Origin of the sequence: Neorhizobium turbinariae, assembly GCF_023223505.1 — a bacterium.
GTDB lineage: Bacteria > Pseudomonadota > Alphaproteobacteria > Rhizobiales > Rhizobiaceae > Neorhizobium > Neorhizobium turbinariae.
Genome location: NZ_JALPRY010000015.1, coordinates 174,887 through 191,806 on the forward strand (window position 1 = coordinate 174,887; position 16,920 = coordinate 191,806).

16 protein-coding genes are annotated in these 16,920 nt (G+C 60.9%); 11 read left to right on the top strand and 5 right to left on the bottom strand.

Translation table 11 applies throughout. The annotated features are described in order from the left end of the window. Positions 1 to 319: 319 nt before the first annotated feature. Entirely contained in the window at positions 320 to 1,807 is a 1,488-nt protein-coding gene (locus tag M0654_RS14255) for an NAD(P)H-hydrate dehydratase (protein WP_248683701.1), read from the top strand. On the opposite strand, the gene M0654_RS14260 is transcribed toward M0654_RS14255, so the two are convergent. Next, positions 1,804 to 2,610 (bottom strand): DUF72 domain-containing protein, encoded by an 807-nt coding sequence (locus M0654_RS14260; protein WP_248683702.1) that lies wholly within the window; start codon positions 2,608 to 2,610, stop codon positions 1,804 to 1,806. The two genes, M0654_RS14255 and M0654_RS14260, sit on opposite strands and share 4 nt — an antisense overlap. A gap of 23 nt (positions 2,611 to 2,633) precedes the next feature. Continuing rightward, positions 2,634 to 5,555 carry an excinuclease ABC subunit UvrA gene (gene uvrA, locus M0654_RS14265; protein ID WP_248683703.1) on the bottom strand — a complete coding sequence of 974 codons (2,922 nt, stop codon included), beginning with the start codon at positions 5,553 to 5,555 and terminating at the stop codon, positions 2,634 to 2,636. Positions 5,556 to 5,801: 246 nt separating this feature from the next. Between uvrA and M0654_RS14270 the strand changes: the two genes are divergently transcribed. Further along, a complete protein-coding gene (locus tag M0654_RS14270) occupies positions 5,802 to 6,350 on the top strand; it encodes a single-stranded DNA-binding protein (RefSeq protein WP_248683704.1) in 549 nt (182 codons plus the stop codon). 60 nt (positions 6,351 to 6,410) lie between these two features. Here the strand turns inward: M0654_RS14270 and M0654_RS14275 are convergent, their stop codons facing one another. After that, positions 6,411 to 7,040, bottom strand: a complete 630-nt coding sequence (locus M0654_RS14275; RefSeq protein WP_118849721.1) for a MarC family protein — start codon at positions 7,038 to 7,040, stop codon at positions 6,411 to 6,413. A 227-nt stretch (positions 7,041 to 7,267) separates the two neighbouring features. Between M0654_RS14275 and gyrA the strand changes: the two genes are divergently transcribed. Beyond that, positions 7,268 to 10,108 carry a DNA gyrase subunit A gene (gene gyrA / locus M0654_RS14280; RefSeq protein ID WP_390920324.1) on the top strand — a complete coding sequence of 947 codons (2,841 nt, stop codon included), beginning with the start codon at positions 7,268 to 7,270 and terminating at the stop codon, positions 10,106 to 10,108. A gap of 178 nt (positions 10,109 to 10,286) precedes the next feature. On the opposite strand, the gene M0654_RS14285 is transcribed toward gyrA, so the two are convergent. Next, positions 10,287 to 10,466 (bottom strand): hypothetical protein, encoded by a 180-nt coding sequence (locus M0654_RS14285; RefSeq protein ID WP_199925244.1) that lies wholly within the window; start codon positions 10,464 to 10,466, stop codon positions 10,287 to 10,289. A gap of 312 nt (positions 10,467 to 10,778) precedes the next feature. Between M0654_RS14285 and coaD the strand changes: the two genes are divergently transcribed. The 5 genes from coaD (at position 10,779) to tgt (ending at position 14,727) form a co-directional block, all read left to right on the top strand. Then, positions 10,779 to 11,273 (top strand): pantetheine-phosphate adenylyltransferase, encoded by a 495-nt coding sequence (gene coaD / locus M0654_RS14290; RefSeq protein WP_248683705.1) that lies wholly within the window; start codon positions 10,779 to 10,781, stop codon positions 11,271 to 11,273. Between the two features lie 25 nt (positions 11,274 to 11,298). Beyond that, a complete protein-coding gene (locus M0654_RS14295; RefSeq protein WP_248683706.1) occupies positions 11,299 to 11,871 on the top strand; it encodes a peptidylprolyl isomerase in 573 nt (190 codons plus the stop codon). 61 nt (positions 11,872 to 11,932) lie between these two features. Then, on the top strand, positions 11,933 to 12,442 hold the full coding sequence (locus tag M0654_RS14300) for a peptidylprolyl isomerase (protein ID WP_118849726.1): 510 nt from the start codon (positions 11,933 to 11,935) through the stop codon (positions 12,440 to 12,442). A 72-nt stretch (positions 12,443 to 12,514) separates the two neighbouring features. Continuing rightward, positions 12,515 to 13,600 carry a tRNA preQ1(34) S-adenosylmethionine ribosyltransferase-isomerase QueA gene (gene queA, locus M0654_RS14305; protein WP_248683707.1) on the top strand — a complete coding sequence of 362 codons (1,086 nt, stop codon included), beginning with the start codon at positions 12,515 to 12,517 and terminating at the stop codon, positions 13,598 to 13,600. Beyond that, entirely contained in the window at positions 13,597 to 14,727 is a 1,131-nt protein-coding gene (tgt, locus tag M0654_RS14310) for a tRNA guanosine(34) transglycosylase Tgt (RefSeq protein WP_248683708.1), read from the top strand. Before queA ends, tgt begins: the two co-directional genes overlap by 4 nt. A 53-nt stretch (positions 14,728 to 14,780) precedes the next feature. Here tgt and M0654_RS14315 read toward each other — a convergent pair whose 3' ends face one another. Beyond that, the gene (locus tag M0654_RS14315; protein ID WP_248683709.1) at positions 14,781 to 15,206 is read right to left on the bottom strand and encodes a DUF4864 domain-containing protein; all 426 of its coding nucleotides are present in this window, start codon (positions 15,204 to 15,206) and stop codon (positions 14,781 to 14,783) included. A gap of 208 nt (positions 15,207 to 15,414) precedes the next feature. Here M0654_RS14315 and M0654_RS14320 point away from each other — a divergent pair, with 208 nt between their 5' ends. Genes M0654_RS14320 through M0654_RS14330 form a run of 3 tightly spaced genes read left to right on the top strand, consistent with a single transcriptional unit; the run spans position 15,415 to position 16,835 of the window. After that, positions 15,415 to 15,999, top strand: coding sequence for a J domain-containing protein (locus tag M0654_RS14320; RefSeq protein WP_248683710.1), 585 nt, complete (start codon positions 15,415 to 15,417; stop codon positions 15,997 to 15,999). A gap of 39 nt (positions 16,000 to 16,038) precedes the next feature. After that, positions 16,039 to 16,521, top strand: a complete 483-nt coding sequence (locus tag M0654_RS14325) for a GNAT family N-acetyltransferase (RefSeq protein WP_248683711.1) — start codon at positions 16,039 to 16,041, stop codon at positions 16,519 to 16,521. Further along, positions 16,521 to 16,835 carry a hypothetical protein gene (locus M0654_RS14330; RefSeq protein WP_248683712.1) on the top strand — a complete coding sequence of 105 codons (315 nt, stop codon included), beginning with the start codon at positions 16,521 to 16,523 and terminating at the stop codon, positions 16,833 to 16,835. The genes M0654_RS14325 and M0654_RS14330 overlap by 1 nt, the downstream gene beginning before the upstream one ends. Positions 16,836 to 16,920: the final 85 nt, after the last annotated feature.

Genomic DNA, 16,920 nt, shown 5'->3' on the forward strand with positions numbered 1-16,920 from the left:
TCCCCTGGCGCAGGTCTTTACCTGCGTGCGCCTACAAATGCAGGTATCGTGCCAAAGTCGGAAGAGACATTCAAAAAAATAATGCGGTTTTGCACGAAAACCGGACGACTTTCCCAAACGCTGGCCGTGGCGGGGATAGTGAGGCCGGAGCGGTCGAGAACATCGTTGGTGAAGGACGCGATAGATCAGAAGTGCGAGCGGGCTTTCGAAGCAATAGATGCGCCTTGCGCCTATTCGGTGTGCAAATGCCTGCCATTTCGGCATCAGGCAGTCTGAAATTCCGCTTGTTTTCTGACCATGCTGCAGTTCCAATAACCTCATGAAGCAGGAAATCAGCAATCTCATCCTGACACCGACAGAAATGGCCGCCGCAGATGCGTCCAGCGCTCAATCCGGCATTCCCTCGTTGGACCTGATGGAGCGGGCAGGGCGCGCTGTCGCTGCGTCAGCCTTGCGGCACTTTCCAGGGGCACGTCGATTTGCCGTCCTTTGCGGACCCGGAAACAATGGCGGCGATGGCTATGTCACGGCGAGAGCGCTCACCGAAGCAGGCGCCAAAGTTGTCGTGCATTACCTCTGGGACGTGAACGCGCTGAAGGGAGATGCAAAGCGCGCCCTGGAGCTATGTCCTTTGCCACCCCAAAGATTGGAGCTCTACGAGCCCGCGCGAGGCGATGTGGTTGTCGATGCCTTGTTCGGGGCGGGGCTGGCACGGGAGGTTCCGGAAACCATCGTCAACCTGATCAGGTGTGTGGAGCAACGCGGTGTTCCAGTTCTCGCGGTCGATCTTCCGTCGGGCGTCTGCGGCAAGCGCGGCACTATGCTCGGCGCTGCCTTCCGCGCCAGCCATACCGTCACCTTCATGACGCGAAAACCCGGCCACCTCCTGCTTCCCGGGCGTTCTCTGTGCGGCGACATCGAGGTTTTCGACATCGGCATCCCGCACAGGATCATCCATTCTGTTGCTGGCCAAACGCGCGAGAACGCGCCCGATCTCTGGCGCCACCTGATCCCGACACCGGGCGAGGAAACGCACAAATACCGTCGCGGCCACCTTGCCGTGTTTTCCGGCCCCGCAGGCAAAACCGGCGCCGCCCGCCTCTCCGCGACAGCAGGATTGCACGCCGGCGCTGGCTTGGTGACGGTGGCGGCGCCGCCGGACGCGATGGCGGACAATGCGGCTCACCTCACAGCAGTGATGCTGCACGAGGTCAACGACATGGACGCCCTCCGGGAGTGGCTGGAGACCGCCAAGCTATCAGCTTTCGTGCTCGGGCCAGGCTTTGGCGTCGGGAAAAAGGCGCGTGATTTTGTCCTGGCGCTGGACGGACGCCCACTCGTGCTCGACGCAGACGGGATCACATCCTTCAGCAACCACCGCGCGCTGCTGTTCGACGCCTATGCGGGAGGAGCGACACAGTTGGTGCTCACGCCGCACGAAGGCGAATTCGGACGGCTGTTTCCGGATCTTGCTGATGACGCTGAACTCGGCAAGGTTGAGAAGGCCGTCGCGGCAGCAAAACTCACCAATGCCGCCATCGTCTACAAGGGTGCGGACACCGTCATCGCCGCCCCGGATGGGCGGGCCTTTATCAACAGCAACGCGCCGCCATGGCTTGCGACCGCCGGATCCGGCGATGTGCTCGCCGGGATGATTGGCGCTCTTTTGGCTCAAGGCGTGCCTGCCTTCGAGGCGGCGGCGGCAGGCGTCTATCTGCATGGCGAGGCCGCCAGGCGCGCAGGGCCAGGAATGACGGCAGAGGATCTTGCCAAGGCCGCCGGCGCAAAACTGGCGCCGCTCGGCTAGCCGTCGAGCTTTTCCTGCAGGGCCATCGCGCCATAGGGGGCATTGACCTTGCCCTCATGGATGAAGAAGGCGAACACGTCGCGCGGTTGCTGCTTGGGCTTGCGGCTCGGGTTGATCAGCGGCAGGTCGTCCGGCACGCCGCCTTCCGACCATATCCGCAGCCGATCGGACCAAGCCTGCAGTTCGTCCTCGGAATAACATGTCTTGATCGCGTCCGATCCCTTCTGAAGTCGGGCATAAGCGAAGTCAGCCGTGACATCCGCAATCATCGGGTACTCGGCGTGTTCGGCACAGACGGGCGCGACATTATACTTTGCCAGTAGTTCCACGAACTCCGGTACCTTGAAGCTGTCATGCCGCACTTCGACAACGTGCCTGAGCGGTAGCCCCGAAAGCTCGGCAGGAAGAAGCTGGAGGAAAGCTTCGAAATCTTCGGGCTCGAACCTCTTCGTCGGCGCGAATTGCCAAAGCAGCGGACCGAGGTGTTCGCCAAGCTCAGCAAGGCCTTGCGAGAGAAACTTATCGATCGACGGACCGGCCTCCGCAAGCACCTTCCGGTTCGTGGTGAAGCGGCTCGCCTTCAGCGAAAAGATGAAACCTTCGGGCACTTCCGAAGCCCATTTGGCGAAGGTTTCGGGCTTTTGCGACCCGTAGTAGGTGCCGTTGACCTCGATCACCTTGAGCTTGCTCGCAGCATATTCAAGCTGCCGCTTCTTCGGCAGCTTGTCAGGATAGAACGTGACTTCCCACGGCTCGAAGGTCCAACCGCCAATGCCCGTCCGGATCGTACCTGCCTTGCTCATCGCTCCCCCCAACGCGCGGAAACTTATTCCGCGGCTTCGATTTTCTTGAACGGCCGGCGCTCCAGAAGCTCCTTGAGGAACTGGCCGGTGTAAGACCGTTTTTCCTTGACCACTTGTTCCGGCGTACCGGCGGCAACGACTTCACCGCCTCCGGTACCGCCTTCCGGGCCGATGTCGATGATCCAGTCGGCGGTCTTGATGACCTCGAGATTGTGCTCGATCACCACTACCGAATTGCCCTGGTTGACGAGCTCGTGCAGCATTTCCAGCAGCTTGGCGACGTCATGGAAATGCAGCCCCGTAGTCGGCTCGTCGAGGATATAAAGCGTGCGCCCGGTCGACCGCTTCGACAATTCCTTGGCTAGCTTGACGCGCTGCGCCTCGCCACCCGAAAGCGTGTTCGCCTGCTGTCCGACCTTGATATAACCAAGACCGACATCAAACAGCGACTGCAGCTTGTCGCGCACGGCCGGAACGGCGGAGAAGAACTCGACGCCCTCTTCGACCGTCATGTCCAGCACGTCGGCTATCGACTTGCCCTTGAAGGTGACATCCAGCGTCTCGCGGTTGTAGCGCTTGCCGTGGCAGACATCGCAGGTGACATAGACGTCCGGCAGGAAGTGCATCTCGATCTTGATCACGCCATCGCCCTGGCAGGCTTCGCAGCGGCCGCCCTTGACGTTGAACGAGAAACGGCCGGGCTGGTAACCGCGCGCCTTTGCTTCCGGCAGGCCGGCAAACCAGTCGCGGATCGGCGTGAAGGCGCCGGTATAGGTCGCCGGGTTGGAGCGCGGCGTGCGACCAATCGGCGACTGGTCGATGTCGATCACCTTGTCGATATGCTCGAACCCGTCGATCCGGTCGTGTTCGGCCGGGATTTCGCGCGCGCCCATGACGCGACGTGCAGCCGCCTTGTAAAGCGTCTCGATCAGGAAGGTGGACTTGCCACCGCCAGAAACGCCCGTCACCGCCGTGAAGACACCAAGCGGGATCGCCGCGGTGACATTCTTCAGGTTGTTGCCACGGGCACCAAAGACCTTGAGCTCCTTGCCCTTCTTCGGCTTGCGCCGTTCCGCCGGGATAGCGACGCCAAGTTCGCCCGACAGGTACTTGCCGGTCAGAGATTTCGGGTTCGCCATCACCTGCTGCGGCGTTCCTTCGGCAACAATCTGGCCGCCGTGGATACCGGCAGCGGGGCCGATATCGACCACGTAATCCGCCGTTAGAATCGCGTCCTCGTCATGCTCCACAACGATCACCGTATTGCCGATGTCGCGCAGGTGCTTGAGCGTTTCGAGCAGGCGGGCATTGTCGCGCTGGTGCAGGCCGATCGACGGCTCGTCAAGAACATAGAGCACGCCGGTAAGACCTGAGCCGATCTGCGATGCGAGCCGGATACGCTGGCTTTCACCACCTGACAGGGTGCCGGAATTGCGCGACAGGCTGAGGTAATCCAGCCCGACGTCGTTCAGGAAGCGAAGGCGCTCGCGGATCTCTTTCAGGATTCGAACTGCGATCTCATTCTGCTTGGCGTTCAACTGCTCCGGCAGCGCCTCGAACCAGTCGCGCGCCACCTTGATCGACATGTCCGTAACCTGGCCGATATGCAGCTTGTTAATCTTCACCGCCAGCGCCTCTGGCTTCAGACGGAAACCGTTGCAGGCGGGGCAGGGGGCGGCCGACATGTAGCGCTCGATCTCCTCGCGCGCCCAGGCCGAATCTGTTTCCTTCCAGCGCCGTTCAAGGTTCGGAACGATGCCCTCGAAGTTCTTCACCGTCTTGTAGGAGCGGGCGCCATCGGCATAGTGGAACTCGATCTTCTCCTCGGTCCCATGCAGGATCGCCTTCTGGGCCACTTCCGACAGCTCGTTCCAGCGGCTCGATAGCTTGAAGCCAAAAGAATTGCCAAGCGCCTCGAGCGTCTGGTTGTAATATGGCGAACTGGATTTTGCCCAAGGCGAGATCGCTCCATCCCGCAGTGTTCGCGCGGGCTCCGGCACGATCAGATTCTCGTCCACCTTCTGTTGCGAGCCGAGACCATCGCAAGTCGGGCAGGCGCCGAAGGGATTGTTGAAGGAAAATAGCCGAGGCTCAATTTCCGGGATGGTGAAGCCGGACACAGGGCAGGCGAACTTTTCGGAGAACAGCACCCGTTCATGAGTTTCGTTGAGCGACTTGTTAGCCGAACCGCCGGCAGCGGTTTCTGAGGCAGGCAGCGGCTTGTCGGCGAACTCAGCGATCGCCAGGCCGTCCGCGAGCTTCAGTGATGTCTCGAGGCTGTCCGCCAGACGCGCCGAGATGTCGGAGCGAACCACGAGGCGGTCAACGACAACATCGATGTCGTGCTTGTACTTCTTGTCCAGCGCAGGGACATCGGCAATCTCGTAGAACTGCCCGTCGACCTTTACGCGCTGGAAGCCCTTCTTCATCAGTTCAGCGAGTTCCTTCTTGTACTCGCCTTTGCGGCCGCGGATCATCGGCGCCAGGATGTAGAGGCGCGTGCCTTCCTCGAAGGTGAGGATGCGGTCGACCATCTGGCTGACGGTCTGGCTTTCAATTGGAAGCCCCGTCGCAGGTGAATAAGGAACGCCCACGCGCGCGAATAGCAGGCGCATGTAGTCGTAGATCTCGGTGACGGTGCCGACTGTTGAACGCGGATTGCGCGACGTCGTCTTCTGTTCGATGGAGATCGCCGGGGAAAGACCCTCGATCTGGTCGACATCCGGCTTCTGCATCATCTCCAGGAACTGGCGCGCATAGGCCGAAAGGCTCTCGACGTAACGCCGCTGGCCTTCCGCATAAATGGTATCGAATGCTAGGGAAGACTTGCCGGAGCCGGACAATCCCGTCATCACGATCAGTGAGTTGCGCGGAAGATCGAGATCGATCCCCTTCAAATTGTGCTCGCGCGCACCACGTATCGAAATGGTCTTTAGTTCACTCATCGTCATGCCTTCGGGGGAGGTTTGAAGGTCCTTATGTAGTGATTGATCGGCGGGTGTCGAGCCGAAACCGGCTCAGGTCACCGGCCAATTCGACTCGGATTGACTCCAGTATAATCACGAACTAGAACAAATAAAGAACAAAATACACTGTGGATTACGATTGTGAACCGCCCCATGCTCGGCAAGCTTGGGGTAAGGTGAGGCGGAAACGAAGAGCCGCTGTGCGGCGGCGGATAAGGTGAGACTATGGCTGGAAGCGTCAACAAGGTTATACTCATTGGTAATGTTGGAGCAGATCCGGAGATCCGCCGCACCCAGGACGGCCGGCCGATCGCAAATCTGCGCGTCGCAACGTCCGAACAGTGGCGGGATCGCAATACCGGCGAGCGCCGTGAAAAGACCGAATGGCACAATGTTGTGGTCTTCAACGAAGGCCTGACCAAGGTTGTGGAGCAATACGTCAAGAAGGGCGCCAAGCTCTACATCGAGGGCCAGCTCCAGACCCGCAAGTGGCAGGACCAGAGCGGCAATGACCGTTACTCGACCGAAATCGTGCTCCAGGGCTTCAACTCCACCCTGACCATGCTGGATGGTCGCGGCGAAGGCGGCGGCGATCGTGGCGGTTACGGCGGTGGTGGTGGCCGCGGCAACGACTTCGGCGGTGGCGGTGATGACTTCGGTGGCGGTGGCGATTACGAGCGCCGTCCGTCCGGTGGCGGTGCAGGCCGCGGCGGCAGCCAGCCCGCGAGTGGCGGAGGTTTCTCCCGCGATCTCGACGACGACATCCCGTTCTGACTAGACACAAAAATGGCGGCCTCGGGCCGCCATTTTCTTTGGTGATGTCTTCGCGCTAGCTCAGAGGTTGAAGGCCGAGCGGATCCCGTCGAGAACGAACTGCACGGAAAGTGCGGCAAGGATCACACCAAGCAGTCGCGTCAGGATGGCGCGTCCCGTTACCCCGAGGAAACGGTCAAGCTGCTCTGCGATCAAAAGGGTCGCGTAAAGCACCGCCATGATCAGCGCGATGATGCCGATGAGCAGCGCCCGGTCTAGCGGGCCGGGGAACGTCCCGGAAAGCAGTACGGTGGCGGAGATCGCGCCTGGCCCGGCGATCAGCGGCAGGGCGAGAGGGAAAACCGAGATATTCTGGATATGGTCGATGGTGATCGCCGCCTTGGATGTCTTTTCCTTGCGCTCCTGCCGGCGCTCAAACACCATCTCGAACGAGATCCAGAACAGAAGCAGGCCGCCGGCGATGCGGAAGGCCCCGATCGAAATGCCGAGCAGGCCGAGCACGCTTGAGCCGAACAGCGCAAAGACGGCAAGGATCCCGAAGGCAATGATCGAGCCCCGGAAAGCCACCTGGCGGCGCTGCACCGCCGTCATCCCGACGGTGAGACCCAAGAACACCGGGGCAAGCCCGGGCGGGTCGAGGGTCACCAACATCGTCGTCAGGGCATTGACCAGCATATCTGGCGTTGGCATCGGCTCTCCTTCTGGGCTGCAAATCCTTGCAGTTGGGTCGCAAGATTGTTAGGACAAGCCAACCGGGAATGGAAGCCTGCCAAGGCGACGGCTTGAACGTTCCTGGACCTCTGAATACGGCGCATCCAAGCCGCGAAATCTGTTCAAAACCTTGCCCGAAATTGGCGCCTCCCGCTGCTTTCGGCTATAAAAATGCAACTGATTCCGAACAAAGATCGTGATCCGATTTGACTGAACAAAGCACACCCGGCGGCGGAAAGCTGCCTCCAGGCATCGAACCCATTTCCATCATGGAAGAGATGCAGCGGTCCTATCTCGATTACGCCATGAGCGTCATCGTCAGCCGCGCGCTTCCTGACGTTCGTGATGGATTGAAGCCGGTTCACCGGCGCATCCTCTACGGGATGTCCGAACTCGGCATCGACTGGAACAAGAAATATGTGAAGTGCGCCCGCGTCACCGGGGACGTGATGGGTAAATACCATCCGCACGGCAATGCTGCGATCTATGACGCCTTGGCGCGTATGGCGCAAGACTGGTCACTCCGCCTGCCGCTGATCGATGGCCAAGGGAACTTCGGTTCCATCGATGGTGACCCGCCAGCAGCCGAACGTTACACCGAATGCCGTCTGCAGAGGGCGGCGCATACCTTGCTCGACGATCTCGACAAGGAAACGGTCGACTTCCGCGACAACTACGACGGCACGCTATCCGAGCCCGTCGTCGTCCCTGCGAAGTTCCCGAACCTGCTGGTGAACGGCGCGGGCGGCATTGCCGTCGGCATGGCGACCAACATCCCGCCGCACAACCTGTCGGAAGTCATCGACGGCTGCATCGCGCTGATCGATAATCCGGCCATCGAACTGTCTGAACTGATGCAGATCATTCCCGGCCCGGACTTCCCGACCGGCGCTCTGATCCTCGGCCGTTCCGGCATCCGCTCCGCTTATGAGACCGGCCGCGGCTCGGTCATCATGCGCGGGCGCGCGTTCATCGAACCGATGCGCGGTGACCGCGAGCAGATCATCATCACCGAAGTTCCCTACCAGGTGAACAAGGCGACGATGGTCGAAAAAATCGGCGAACTGGTGCGCGAAAAGCGCATCGAGGGCATCTCTGACCTGCGCGACGAGTCCGACCGCCAGGGTTACCGCGTTGTCATCGAGTTGAAGCGCGATGCCAATGCCGAGGTGATCCTCAACCAGCTCTACCGCTACACCCCGCTGCAGACCTCGTTCGGCTGCAACATGGTGGCGCTCAATGGCGGCAAGCCGGAGCAACTTTCGCTGCTCGACATGCTGCGGGCGTTTGTCTCCTTCCGCGAGGAAGTTGTCAGCCGCCGCACCAAATACCTGCTGCGCAAGGCGCGTGAGCGCGCCCACGTCTTGGTCGGCCTTGCGATTGCGGTTGCCAATATCGACGAGATCATCAGCCTGATCCGCCGTGCGCCTGATCCGGCGACTGCGCGCGAGCAGTTGATGACGCGCCGCTGGCCGGCCCATGACGTCGAGCCGTTGATCCGCCTGATCGACGACCCGCGCCACAAGATCAACGAGGACGGCACCTACAACCTCTCGGAAGAGCAGGCCCGCGCGATCCTCGAACTGCGTCTTGCACGACTGACCGCTCTCGGCCGCGATGAAATCGCCGACGAGTTGAACAAGATCGGCGCGGAAATCAGCGACTACCTGGACATCCTGTCGTCGCGCATCCGCATCCTTTCGATCGTCAAGGAAGAACTCGCCGGCGTTCGTGACGAGTTCGGCACGCCGCGCCGCACCGAGATCATGGAAGGCGGCCCCGACATGGACGATGAGGATCTCATCGCCCGTGAAGACATGGTGGTCACCGTTTCGCACCTCGGTTACATCAAGCGCGTGCCGCTCGGCACCTACCGCGCGCAGCGCCGTGGCGGCAAGGGCCGTTCCGGCATGTCGACGCGCGACGAAGATTTCGTGACGCGGCTGTTCGTGGCAAACACGCATACGCCGGTCCTGTTCTTCTCCTCGCGCGGCATCGTCTACAAGGAAAAGGTCTGGCGCCTGCCGATCGGCACGCCGCAGTCCCGCGGCAAGGCGTTGATCAACATGTTGCCGCTGGAGCCGGGCGAGCGGATCACCACGATCATGCCGTTGCCAGAAGACGAGACGACGTGGGACAACCTCGACGTCATGTTCTCGACGACCCGGGGCACGGTACGCCGTAACAAGCTGTCCGACTTCATCCAGGTGAACCGGAATGGCAAAATCGCCATGAAGCTCGACGACGAGGGCGATGAAATCCTCTCCGTCGAAACATGCACCGAACGCGACGACGTGCTTCTGACGACCGCGCTCGGCCAATGCATCCGCTTCCCGGTCGATGACGTGCGCGTCTTTGCCGGCCGCAACTCGATCGGCGTCCGCGGCATCTCGCTGGCCCCAGGCGACCGCATCATCTCGATGACCATCGTCGGCCACGTGGATGCTGAGCCTTGGGAACGTGCAGCCTACCTGAAGCGGTCCGCGATCGAGCGTCGTGCCGCTGGTGTCGACGAAGACGACATCGCCCTGGTAGGCGAGGAAGTCACCGAAGAGGGACAACTGTCCGACGAGCGTTACGAGGAACTGAAGGCCCGCGAGCAGTTCGTGCTTACCGTTTCTGAAAAGGGCTTCGGCAAGCGCTCCTCGTCCTACGATTTCCGCACCTCGGGTCGAGGCGGCAAGGGTATCCGCGCCACCGATACCTCGAAGACGGCCGAAATCGGCGAACTCGTGGCTGCCTTCCCGGTCGAGGAGAAGGACCAGATCATGCTCGTCTCTGACGGCGGCGTTCTGATCCGCGTCCCGGTCGACGGCATCCGCATCGCAAGCCGCGCCACCAAGGGCGTCACGATCTTCTCGACGGCCAAGGACGAGAAGGTGGTGTCTGTCGAGCGCATCAGCGAGCCGGAAGGTGACGACGACAACGGTGTTGTCCTGCCTGACGAGATCACCGGCGAGAGTGGTAACGTCGGTGCTGAGGCTGAGACCGAGAACGATGCACCGGCAGCCAACGACGGCTCCGAAAACGGTGACGCGACCGAATAGGTCGCGCTGCCAACACCGAAAGACAAACAGAAAGCCGGAGGATGAACATCCTCCGGCTTTTCTATTCAGGATCTAATTCGGGTATCTCGGCGAGGCGGACCTGGCGGCAGTGCAGGCGTCGCCACCGGAAGGGCAGGATCGGGGGCACATCGTCAGAAGGACGGCTGCCCCGCTAAACTCAATAGTAGGAGAACTGCTGGTAGCGGCCGGTCATCTGCGGGTACTCGATGTCACCGACGCTGGACTTCTCCTGGTACAAGGTAACCGTGGCGGTGAGCATCAGCGCGACCATTGCGCTCCATACGAGGTTGATCATCGTGATCTTGTCGGGCATCGCCGTTTTGCGTCTCGCGATCATCATCGTCTTCCTTTTCTTTTTTCTCCCAGCCACGTCGAGCGCAGCCAAGTCCATCTTATGAGAGCCATTTACACGGCTTGCTCTGAAGCATGCTTGAATGGCCCGTTCATCTGACGTTCAGAAACGGAAGCCGTTTCCGGTTCACCGGCCAAGCACGCCCGATATATCCGGGAGATAAACACAACGCCGCTGAAGCGACCTTGAATGGCGTATTCATCTGAGGTTCAGGCGAGAGCTTGCGAGAACTTCGCGTACGTGACAAAAGGCCAGCGACATTTGGGACATGGCCCTCCAGGGCCGGATAGGCTGGCGATGACAACTGCTTTTTATCCGGGGTCTTTCGATCCGATGACGAACGGCCACCTCGATGTGCTGGTGCAGGCACTCAACGTTGCCGACCAGGTCATCGTCGCGATCGGCGTTCATCCGGGCAAGTCGCCGATGTTCTCGTTTGAAGAGCGCGCCGAGCTTATCCGCGCGTCCCTGCAGGAGGCTCTGCCGGCAAAGGCCGAAAAACTGTCGGTCGTCGCCTTCGACAACCTCGTGATCGACGCTGCACGCACCGCTGGCGCATCGCTGCTGATCCGCGGGCTGCGCGACGGAACCGATCTGGATTACGAAATGCAGATGGCCGGCATGAACCGCCAGATGGCGCCCGACATCCAGACCGTGTTTCTGCCGGCAGGGGTTGCCACGCGCCCTATTACCGGCACATTGGTCCGACAGATCGCCGCGATGGGCGGAGACGTGAGCGCGTTCGTGCCAGCATCCGTCCTTCAGGCTCTCAACAGCAAATTGAAACGCTGACGCGTTTCTGAACCGGAGTTCTTTCATGAAACTGCTAACCATTGCTCTGGCTGGCGCTTTTGCCCTTGCTTCCATGGTTCTGCCTGCCGCCGCAGCACCGGATGACTTCCTGACGATCCAGTTGAAGGACGGCCCGGTCGTCGTCCAGTTGATGCCGGAAGTGGCGCCGAAGCATGTGGCGCAGATCAAGGCGCTGGCTGCCAAGGGCGAATACGACAACGTGGTTTTCCATCGCGTTATCGAGGGCTTCATGGCGCAGACCGGCGACGTGCAGTTCGGCAAAGAGGGCTCCTCGAGCTTCAACCCGCAGCGCGCCGGAATGGGTGGATCATCGCTTCCGGATATCCCGGCTGAGTTCTCCAAGGTGCCGTTCGAACGTGGCGTCGTCGGCATGGCCCGTTCGCAGGATCCGAATTCCGCAAATTCCCAGTTCTTCATCATGTTCACGCGCTACCCGAGCCTCGACAACCAGTACACGGTCGTCGGCAAGGTCGTGTCGGGCATGGAGCATGTCGGCAAGATCAAGCGCGGACAGGGTGGCAATGGCGAAGTCACCAACCCGGACAAGATGATCAAGGTATCGGTCGGCAAGCAGTAACCAGCAGATAGCAAAGGCGTCAGATCCGATATCGGGCGACGCCCAACAAAGGAGAAGGCATATGGCCGAGATCAAGGATCCGGAAAACACCCTCATCATGGAAACCACCAAGGGCAAGGTCGTGATCTCGCTCATGCCGGATCTGGCACCGGGTCACGTTGCACGGATCAAGGAACTTGCACGCGAAAACGCCTACGACGGCGTTGTCTTCCACCGCGTCATTCCGGACTTCATGGCCCAGACGGGTGACGTAAAGTTCGGCAAGAAGGGTGGCGAAAGCTTCAACCCGGCACGTGCCGGCATGGGCGGTTCGGAGAAGCCGGACCTCAAGGCCGAATTCTCGGCTGTTCCGCACGTCCGCGGCACCTGCTCGATGGCGCGTTCGCAGAGCCCGAATTCCGCCAACTCGCAGTTCTTCATCTGCTTTACGGATGCTCCCTGGCTGAACAAGCAATACACCGTCTGGGGCCAGGTCATCGAAGGCATGGAAAACATCGACCAGATCAAGAAGGGCGAACCCGTTCAGGATCCTGACTCGATCGTTTCCCTGCGCGTCGCCGCAGACGTCTGATCTCACTTTACCAGCAACCCGCTCCGCCGATCGCGGCGGAGCGGGTTTCGCGTTTCTGCACGGTCCCCTCCCATGCGTGTCGATTTGTTCGATTTCGATCTACCCGAAGAAAACATTGCGCTGCGGCCAGTGAGCCCACGCGACAGCGCGCGGCTGCTCGTCGTGAAGCCGGAGGCCGATCCTGCGCTGGCAGATCATCGCGTGTCGGAACTTGCAAGCTTCCTGAAGCCTGGCGACGCGCTGGTGTTCAACGACACCAAGGTCATCCCGGCGCAGCTCGAAGGCATCCGCCATCGCGAGGGGGCAGGTGGGCAGCAGGTGTCGGCAACGCTCCACATGCGCACCGCACCGGATGTCTGGAAGGCCTTTGCCAAGCCCGGCAAGCGGATCAAGATCGGCGACCGCATCCAGTTCGGGGAAGATGCCACCGTATGCCTGCTGGGCTCCCTGGTCGCGACCGTTGAGGACAAGGGTGAGGGCGGCGAGGTGACGCTGCGCTTCGAACTGTCCGGACCGGCGCTCGACGAAGCGATCATGACCGTCGGGCATATCCCGCTGCCTCCCTATATTGCCGCCAAACGCCCGGAAGACGAACAGGACCACAAGGACTACCAGACGATCTACGCGCGCGAAGAAGGCGCCGTCGCGGCCCCGACCGCCGGCCTTCATTTTACGCCGGAGCTTTTTGCCAAGCTCGATGCGGCCGGTATCCAGCGCCATTTCGTGACGCTACACGTCGGGGCAGGGACGTTCCTGCCGGTCAAGGCGGATGACACCACAGACCACAAGATGCACCAGGAAATCGGCTATGTAAGCGCCGAGACCGCCGCCAGCCTCAACGCTGTCGGGCGTGCCGGCGGCCGCATTGTCTGCGTCGGCACCACATCACTGCGGCTGATCGAGAGCGCCGCGCAGGACGACGGCACGGTCGCCCCGTGGAGTGGCGCGACCGGTATCTTCATTACCCCCGGCTACCGCTTCAAAGCAGTCGACATGCTGATGACCAATTTCCACTTGCCGAAATCAACGCTGTTCATGCTGGTTTCGGCCTTCTCCGGCCTCGACACCATGCGGGCCGCATATTCCCACGCCATTTCCTCGGGCTACCGCTTTTACTCTTATGGTGACGCGAGCCTGCTTTTCCGGAACGACCGATGACCGATACTTTTCAGTTCAATCTCAAAGCCACCAGTGACGGCGCCCGCTTGGGCGAGATCACCATGCCGCGTGGCACGATCCGCACGCCTGCGTTCATGCCGGTCGGCACCGTTGGCACCGTCAAGGCCATGTATCTCGACCAGGTGCGCGATACCGGCGCCGACATCATCCTCGGCAACACCTACCACCTGATGCTCCGCCCCGGTGCTGAGCGCGTCGCGCGGCTGGGTGGCCTGCACAAGCTGATCCGTTGGGAACACCCGATCCTGACCGATAGCGGCGGTTTCCAGGTGATGTCGCTTTCGGGGCTGCGCAAGCTCGACGAGAAGGGCGTAACCTTCAAGAGCCACGTCGACGGAAGCCTGCACCACATGTCGCCGGAGCGTTCGATCGAGATCCAGGGCCTGCTCGGCTCGGATATCCAGATGCAGCTCGACGAATGCGTGGCGCTGCCGGCAGAGCCAAAGGAAATCGAGCGCGCGATGGAGCTTTCGCTGCGCTGGGCCGAGCGCTGCCGTGTTGCCTTCGGGGAACAGCCGGGCAAGGCGATGTTCGGCATCGTCCAGGGCGGCGATCAGCCTGCACTCCGCATCCGCTCCGCCGAGGGCCTGAAGCAACTGGATCTCAAGGGTTATGCAGTGGGTGGCCTTGCTGTCGGCGAGCCGCAGGACGTGATGCTGCGCATGCTCGAGACGACGCTGCCGGTACTGCCAACGGAAAAGCCACGCTACCTCATGGGCGTCGGCACGCCGGACGACATCCTGAAGTCGGTGGCACGGGGCATCGACATGTTCGACTGTGTCATGCCGACCCGTTCGGGGCGCCACGGGCTTGCCTTCACCCGCCGCGGCCGCGTCAACATCCGCAACGCCCGCCATGCGGAAGACATGCGGCCGCTGGACGAAGAATCGAGTTGCCCAGCCGCGCGCGACTATTCCCGCGCCTACCTTCATCACCTGATCCGCTCGGACGAAGCGCTTGGCGGCATGTTGCTCTCCTGGAACAACTTGCATTATTACCAGGACCTGATGAAGGGCATTCGCCAGTCGATCGCCGAGGGCCGTTTTGCGGACTTCTTCGCCGAGACACAAGACGCCTGGGCCAAGGGTGACATTGATCCGGTATAGGCGCTGGGGTAGGGGGCGCGTCCTGCTTCCCCACTGTCGGATTGATGCTCGGCTCAGATCCCCTGGCTCACGGTATTGCGGATCATCCGCACGCCGTTGACCTTATAGCTGCCGTCGTCCATCAGCCGGACCTCGTAGATCGCCGTCCAGTCCTTGCCTTCCTTGGCGCTGATCATCACCTCCTGAAGCACAACCTCACCGCCGCCGATGAGCGTTGATCTGCCGAAGGCATAGGAACTGGCTGCATAGACTGGTTGGTAGCTCTTGCGCACCATCTGCAGGAACTGGTCCTTGTTTGGATAAAGGCTGCGGATGCCGGGCGAGGCATAGGAATAAGCCGTCTCGGCGTCGTTCCCCACCAGAGCCGAGATCTGTGCGGCGATCACCGCCTGGGCGTCGGCCACAGGATCCTCAGCTTTGGCTGCCGAAACCGGCAAGAGCAGCAAAGTCAGGATGACAAAAACGAACCGTGCAGACATAGGCTGTTTCTCCTTCGACACAGATAGGCTAGCGCCGTGACGCGCAAGGAGAAGAGGGACGGACGAGAAATTTACGATCGCGCCGAATCTCGATAGTTGGGGAGGGAGTGTTGCCGCCCCCAAAATGGCCACAAGCCTTTATATGGGTTGAGCGCATGGTCCTAAGCCGCTACCACAACACAATGATTATGCGAAAGCAGGTGACACTGTGATCGACCCTTACGAACTTCTCGGTGTTTCCCAGGACGCCGATGGCCAGGCCATCAAGAACGCCTACCGCAAGCGCGCCAAGACCGCTCATCCGGATGCCGGAGGAGATGTCGACGCGTTCGCCAAGCTGACGGCGTCCTACGAGCTCCTGTCGGACCCGCTGCGTCGCAAGGTCTATGATGACACGGGATTCGATCCGGAACTCGCCGACAGCAAGGATCTTCAGGGGCTGGTTATCCTGGAGACGCTGGTCAACGACATCATTCTGGATGAGCGGGAACCGGGGAGTTTTGACCCTGTGGCCGCCATGCGCCGCAAGCTCACCGACAAGATCGTCAACGCCCGCTTCCACATCCTGGAGATGGAACGCCACCGGGCGCGCATCCGCAACCACATGGACCGCATAGGCAAGAAGCCTGAAGCCGATGTCCTCGGCCGGATGCTGAAATCGCGCTGCGAGACGATCAACGAAGCGATCGCAAAGGCCGAGACCGAGATCAGCAATATCGAAAAAGCCTATGGCATGCTCGACGGCTATTCCTACGAAGTGGACGTCGTTGAGGTCAAATCCGCTGCCGAATGAGCCAGCAGTCCAGCAGAATTATATACCGACGGAGAAGTCATGCCCTTAGCGATCCGCGCGGCAACGCGAAGTGATGCCGCAACCTTGCTGCGCTTCATTCGCGAACTGGCGATCTACGAGAAAGCCGAACACGAAGTTGCCGCGACGCTGGAGACAATCGAGGAATCGATCTTTGGTCCCAGGTCGGTGACACGGGCACTGATCTGCGAGCGCGACGGTGAGGCGATCGGCATGGCGATCTGGTTCTTCAGCTATTCGACCTGGCAGGCTCGCAACGGACTCTATCTTGAGGACCTTTACGTAACCCCGGCGGCGCGTGGGCTTGGCGCAGGCAAGGCGCTCCTGAAGAGGCTCGCCCAGATCGCCGTCGAAAACAACTGCGGCCGCTTCGAGTGGAGCGTGCTCGATTGGAACGAACCAGCCATCAAGGTCTACGACGCAATCGGTGCGGATCCGATGAAGGAATGGATCCGGTATCGGCTTGCAGGCGACTCGTTGAAAAGCTTCGCCGAAAGCGCGTGATGAACCCGGGAGGTCAGCAGGAGCCGCCGCCGGATTTTTTCGGGGCGCTTTCGCTGATCCCACACGGATATGGCGAAGGACGGTTCGACGGGCGGCGCTGGGGCGTGACGGTCAAGCGATCGGAAGACAATCGTCGCGTCTGGCTCTTCGCGGACGAGCTGGCAGGAACGGACATCGTCAGCTTCAATCTCTATGTGCTGGAAACCGGCCCGCGGCTGAAGCCGTGCGAGATGTCGTCGGGCAAGGTGATGGAGTTCGTCATTGGCTACAGGCCAGATGCGGCTGGATCACCAGAGGATAGGGCAACTGTATAACTGTCCGAGCATCGAGAGCCATATCGGATGTGGCGGGGGAGTTGAAATGTCCGCCAGCCTGCAAAAAAGAAATGTCCGAGAAGTC

Coding starts and splice junctions, on each gene's coding strand:
- M0654_RS14255 (WP_248683701.1), top strand. CDS start 320: ATGAAGCAGGAAATCAGCAATCTCATCCTGACACCGACAGAAATGGCC.
- M0654_RS14260 (WP_248683702.1), bottom strand. CDS start 2,610: ATGAGCAAGGCAGGTACGATCCGGACGGGCATTGGCGGTTGGACCTTC.
- uvrA (WP_248683703.1), bottom strand. CDS start 5,555: ATGAGTGAACTAAAGACCATTTCGATACGTGGTGCGCGCGAGCACAAT.
- M0654_RS14270 (WP_248683704.1), top strand. CDS start 5,802: ATGGCTGGAAGCGTCAACAAGGTTATACTCATTGGTAATGTTGGAGCA.
- M0654_RS14275 (WP_118849721.1), bottom strand. CDS start 7,040: ATGCCAACGCCAGATATGCTGGTCAATGCCCTGACGACGATGTTGGTG.
- M0654_RS14285 (WP_199925244.1), bottom strand. CDS start 10,466: ATGATCGCGAGACGCAAAACGGCGATGCCCGACAAGATCACGATGATC.
- coaD (WP_248683705.1), top strand. CDS start 10,779: ATGACAACTGCTTTTTATCCGGGGTCTTTCGATCCGATGACGAACGGC.
- M0654_RS14295 (WP_248683706.1), top strand. CDS start 11,299: ATGAAACTGCTAACCATTGCTCTGGCTGGCGCTTTTGCCCTTGCTTCC.
- M0654_RS14300 (WP_118849726.1), top strand. CDS start 11,933: ATGGCCGAGATCAAGGATCCGGAAAACACCCTCATCATGGAAACCACC.
- queA (WP_248683707.1), top strand. CDS start 12,515: ATGCGTGTCGATTTGTTCGATTTCGATCTACCCGAAGAAAACATTGCG.
- tgt (WP_248683708.1), top strand. CDS start 13,597: ATGACCGATACTTTTCAGTTCAATCTCAAAGCCACCAGTGACGGCGCC.
- M0654_RS14315 (WP_248683709.1), bottom strand. CDS start 15,206: ATGTCTGCACGGTTCGTTTTTGTCATCCTGACTTTGCTGCTCTTGCCG.
- M0654_RS14325 (WP_248683711.1), top strand. CDS start 16,039: ATGCCCTTAGCGATCCGCGCGGCAACGCGAAGTGATGCCGCAACCTTG.
- M0654_RS14330 (WP_248683712.1), top strand. CDS start 16,521: ATGAACCCGGGAGGTCAGCAGGAGCCGCCGCCGGATTTTTTCGGGGCG.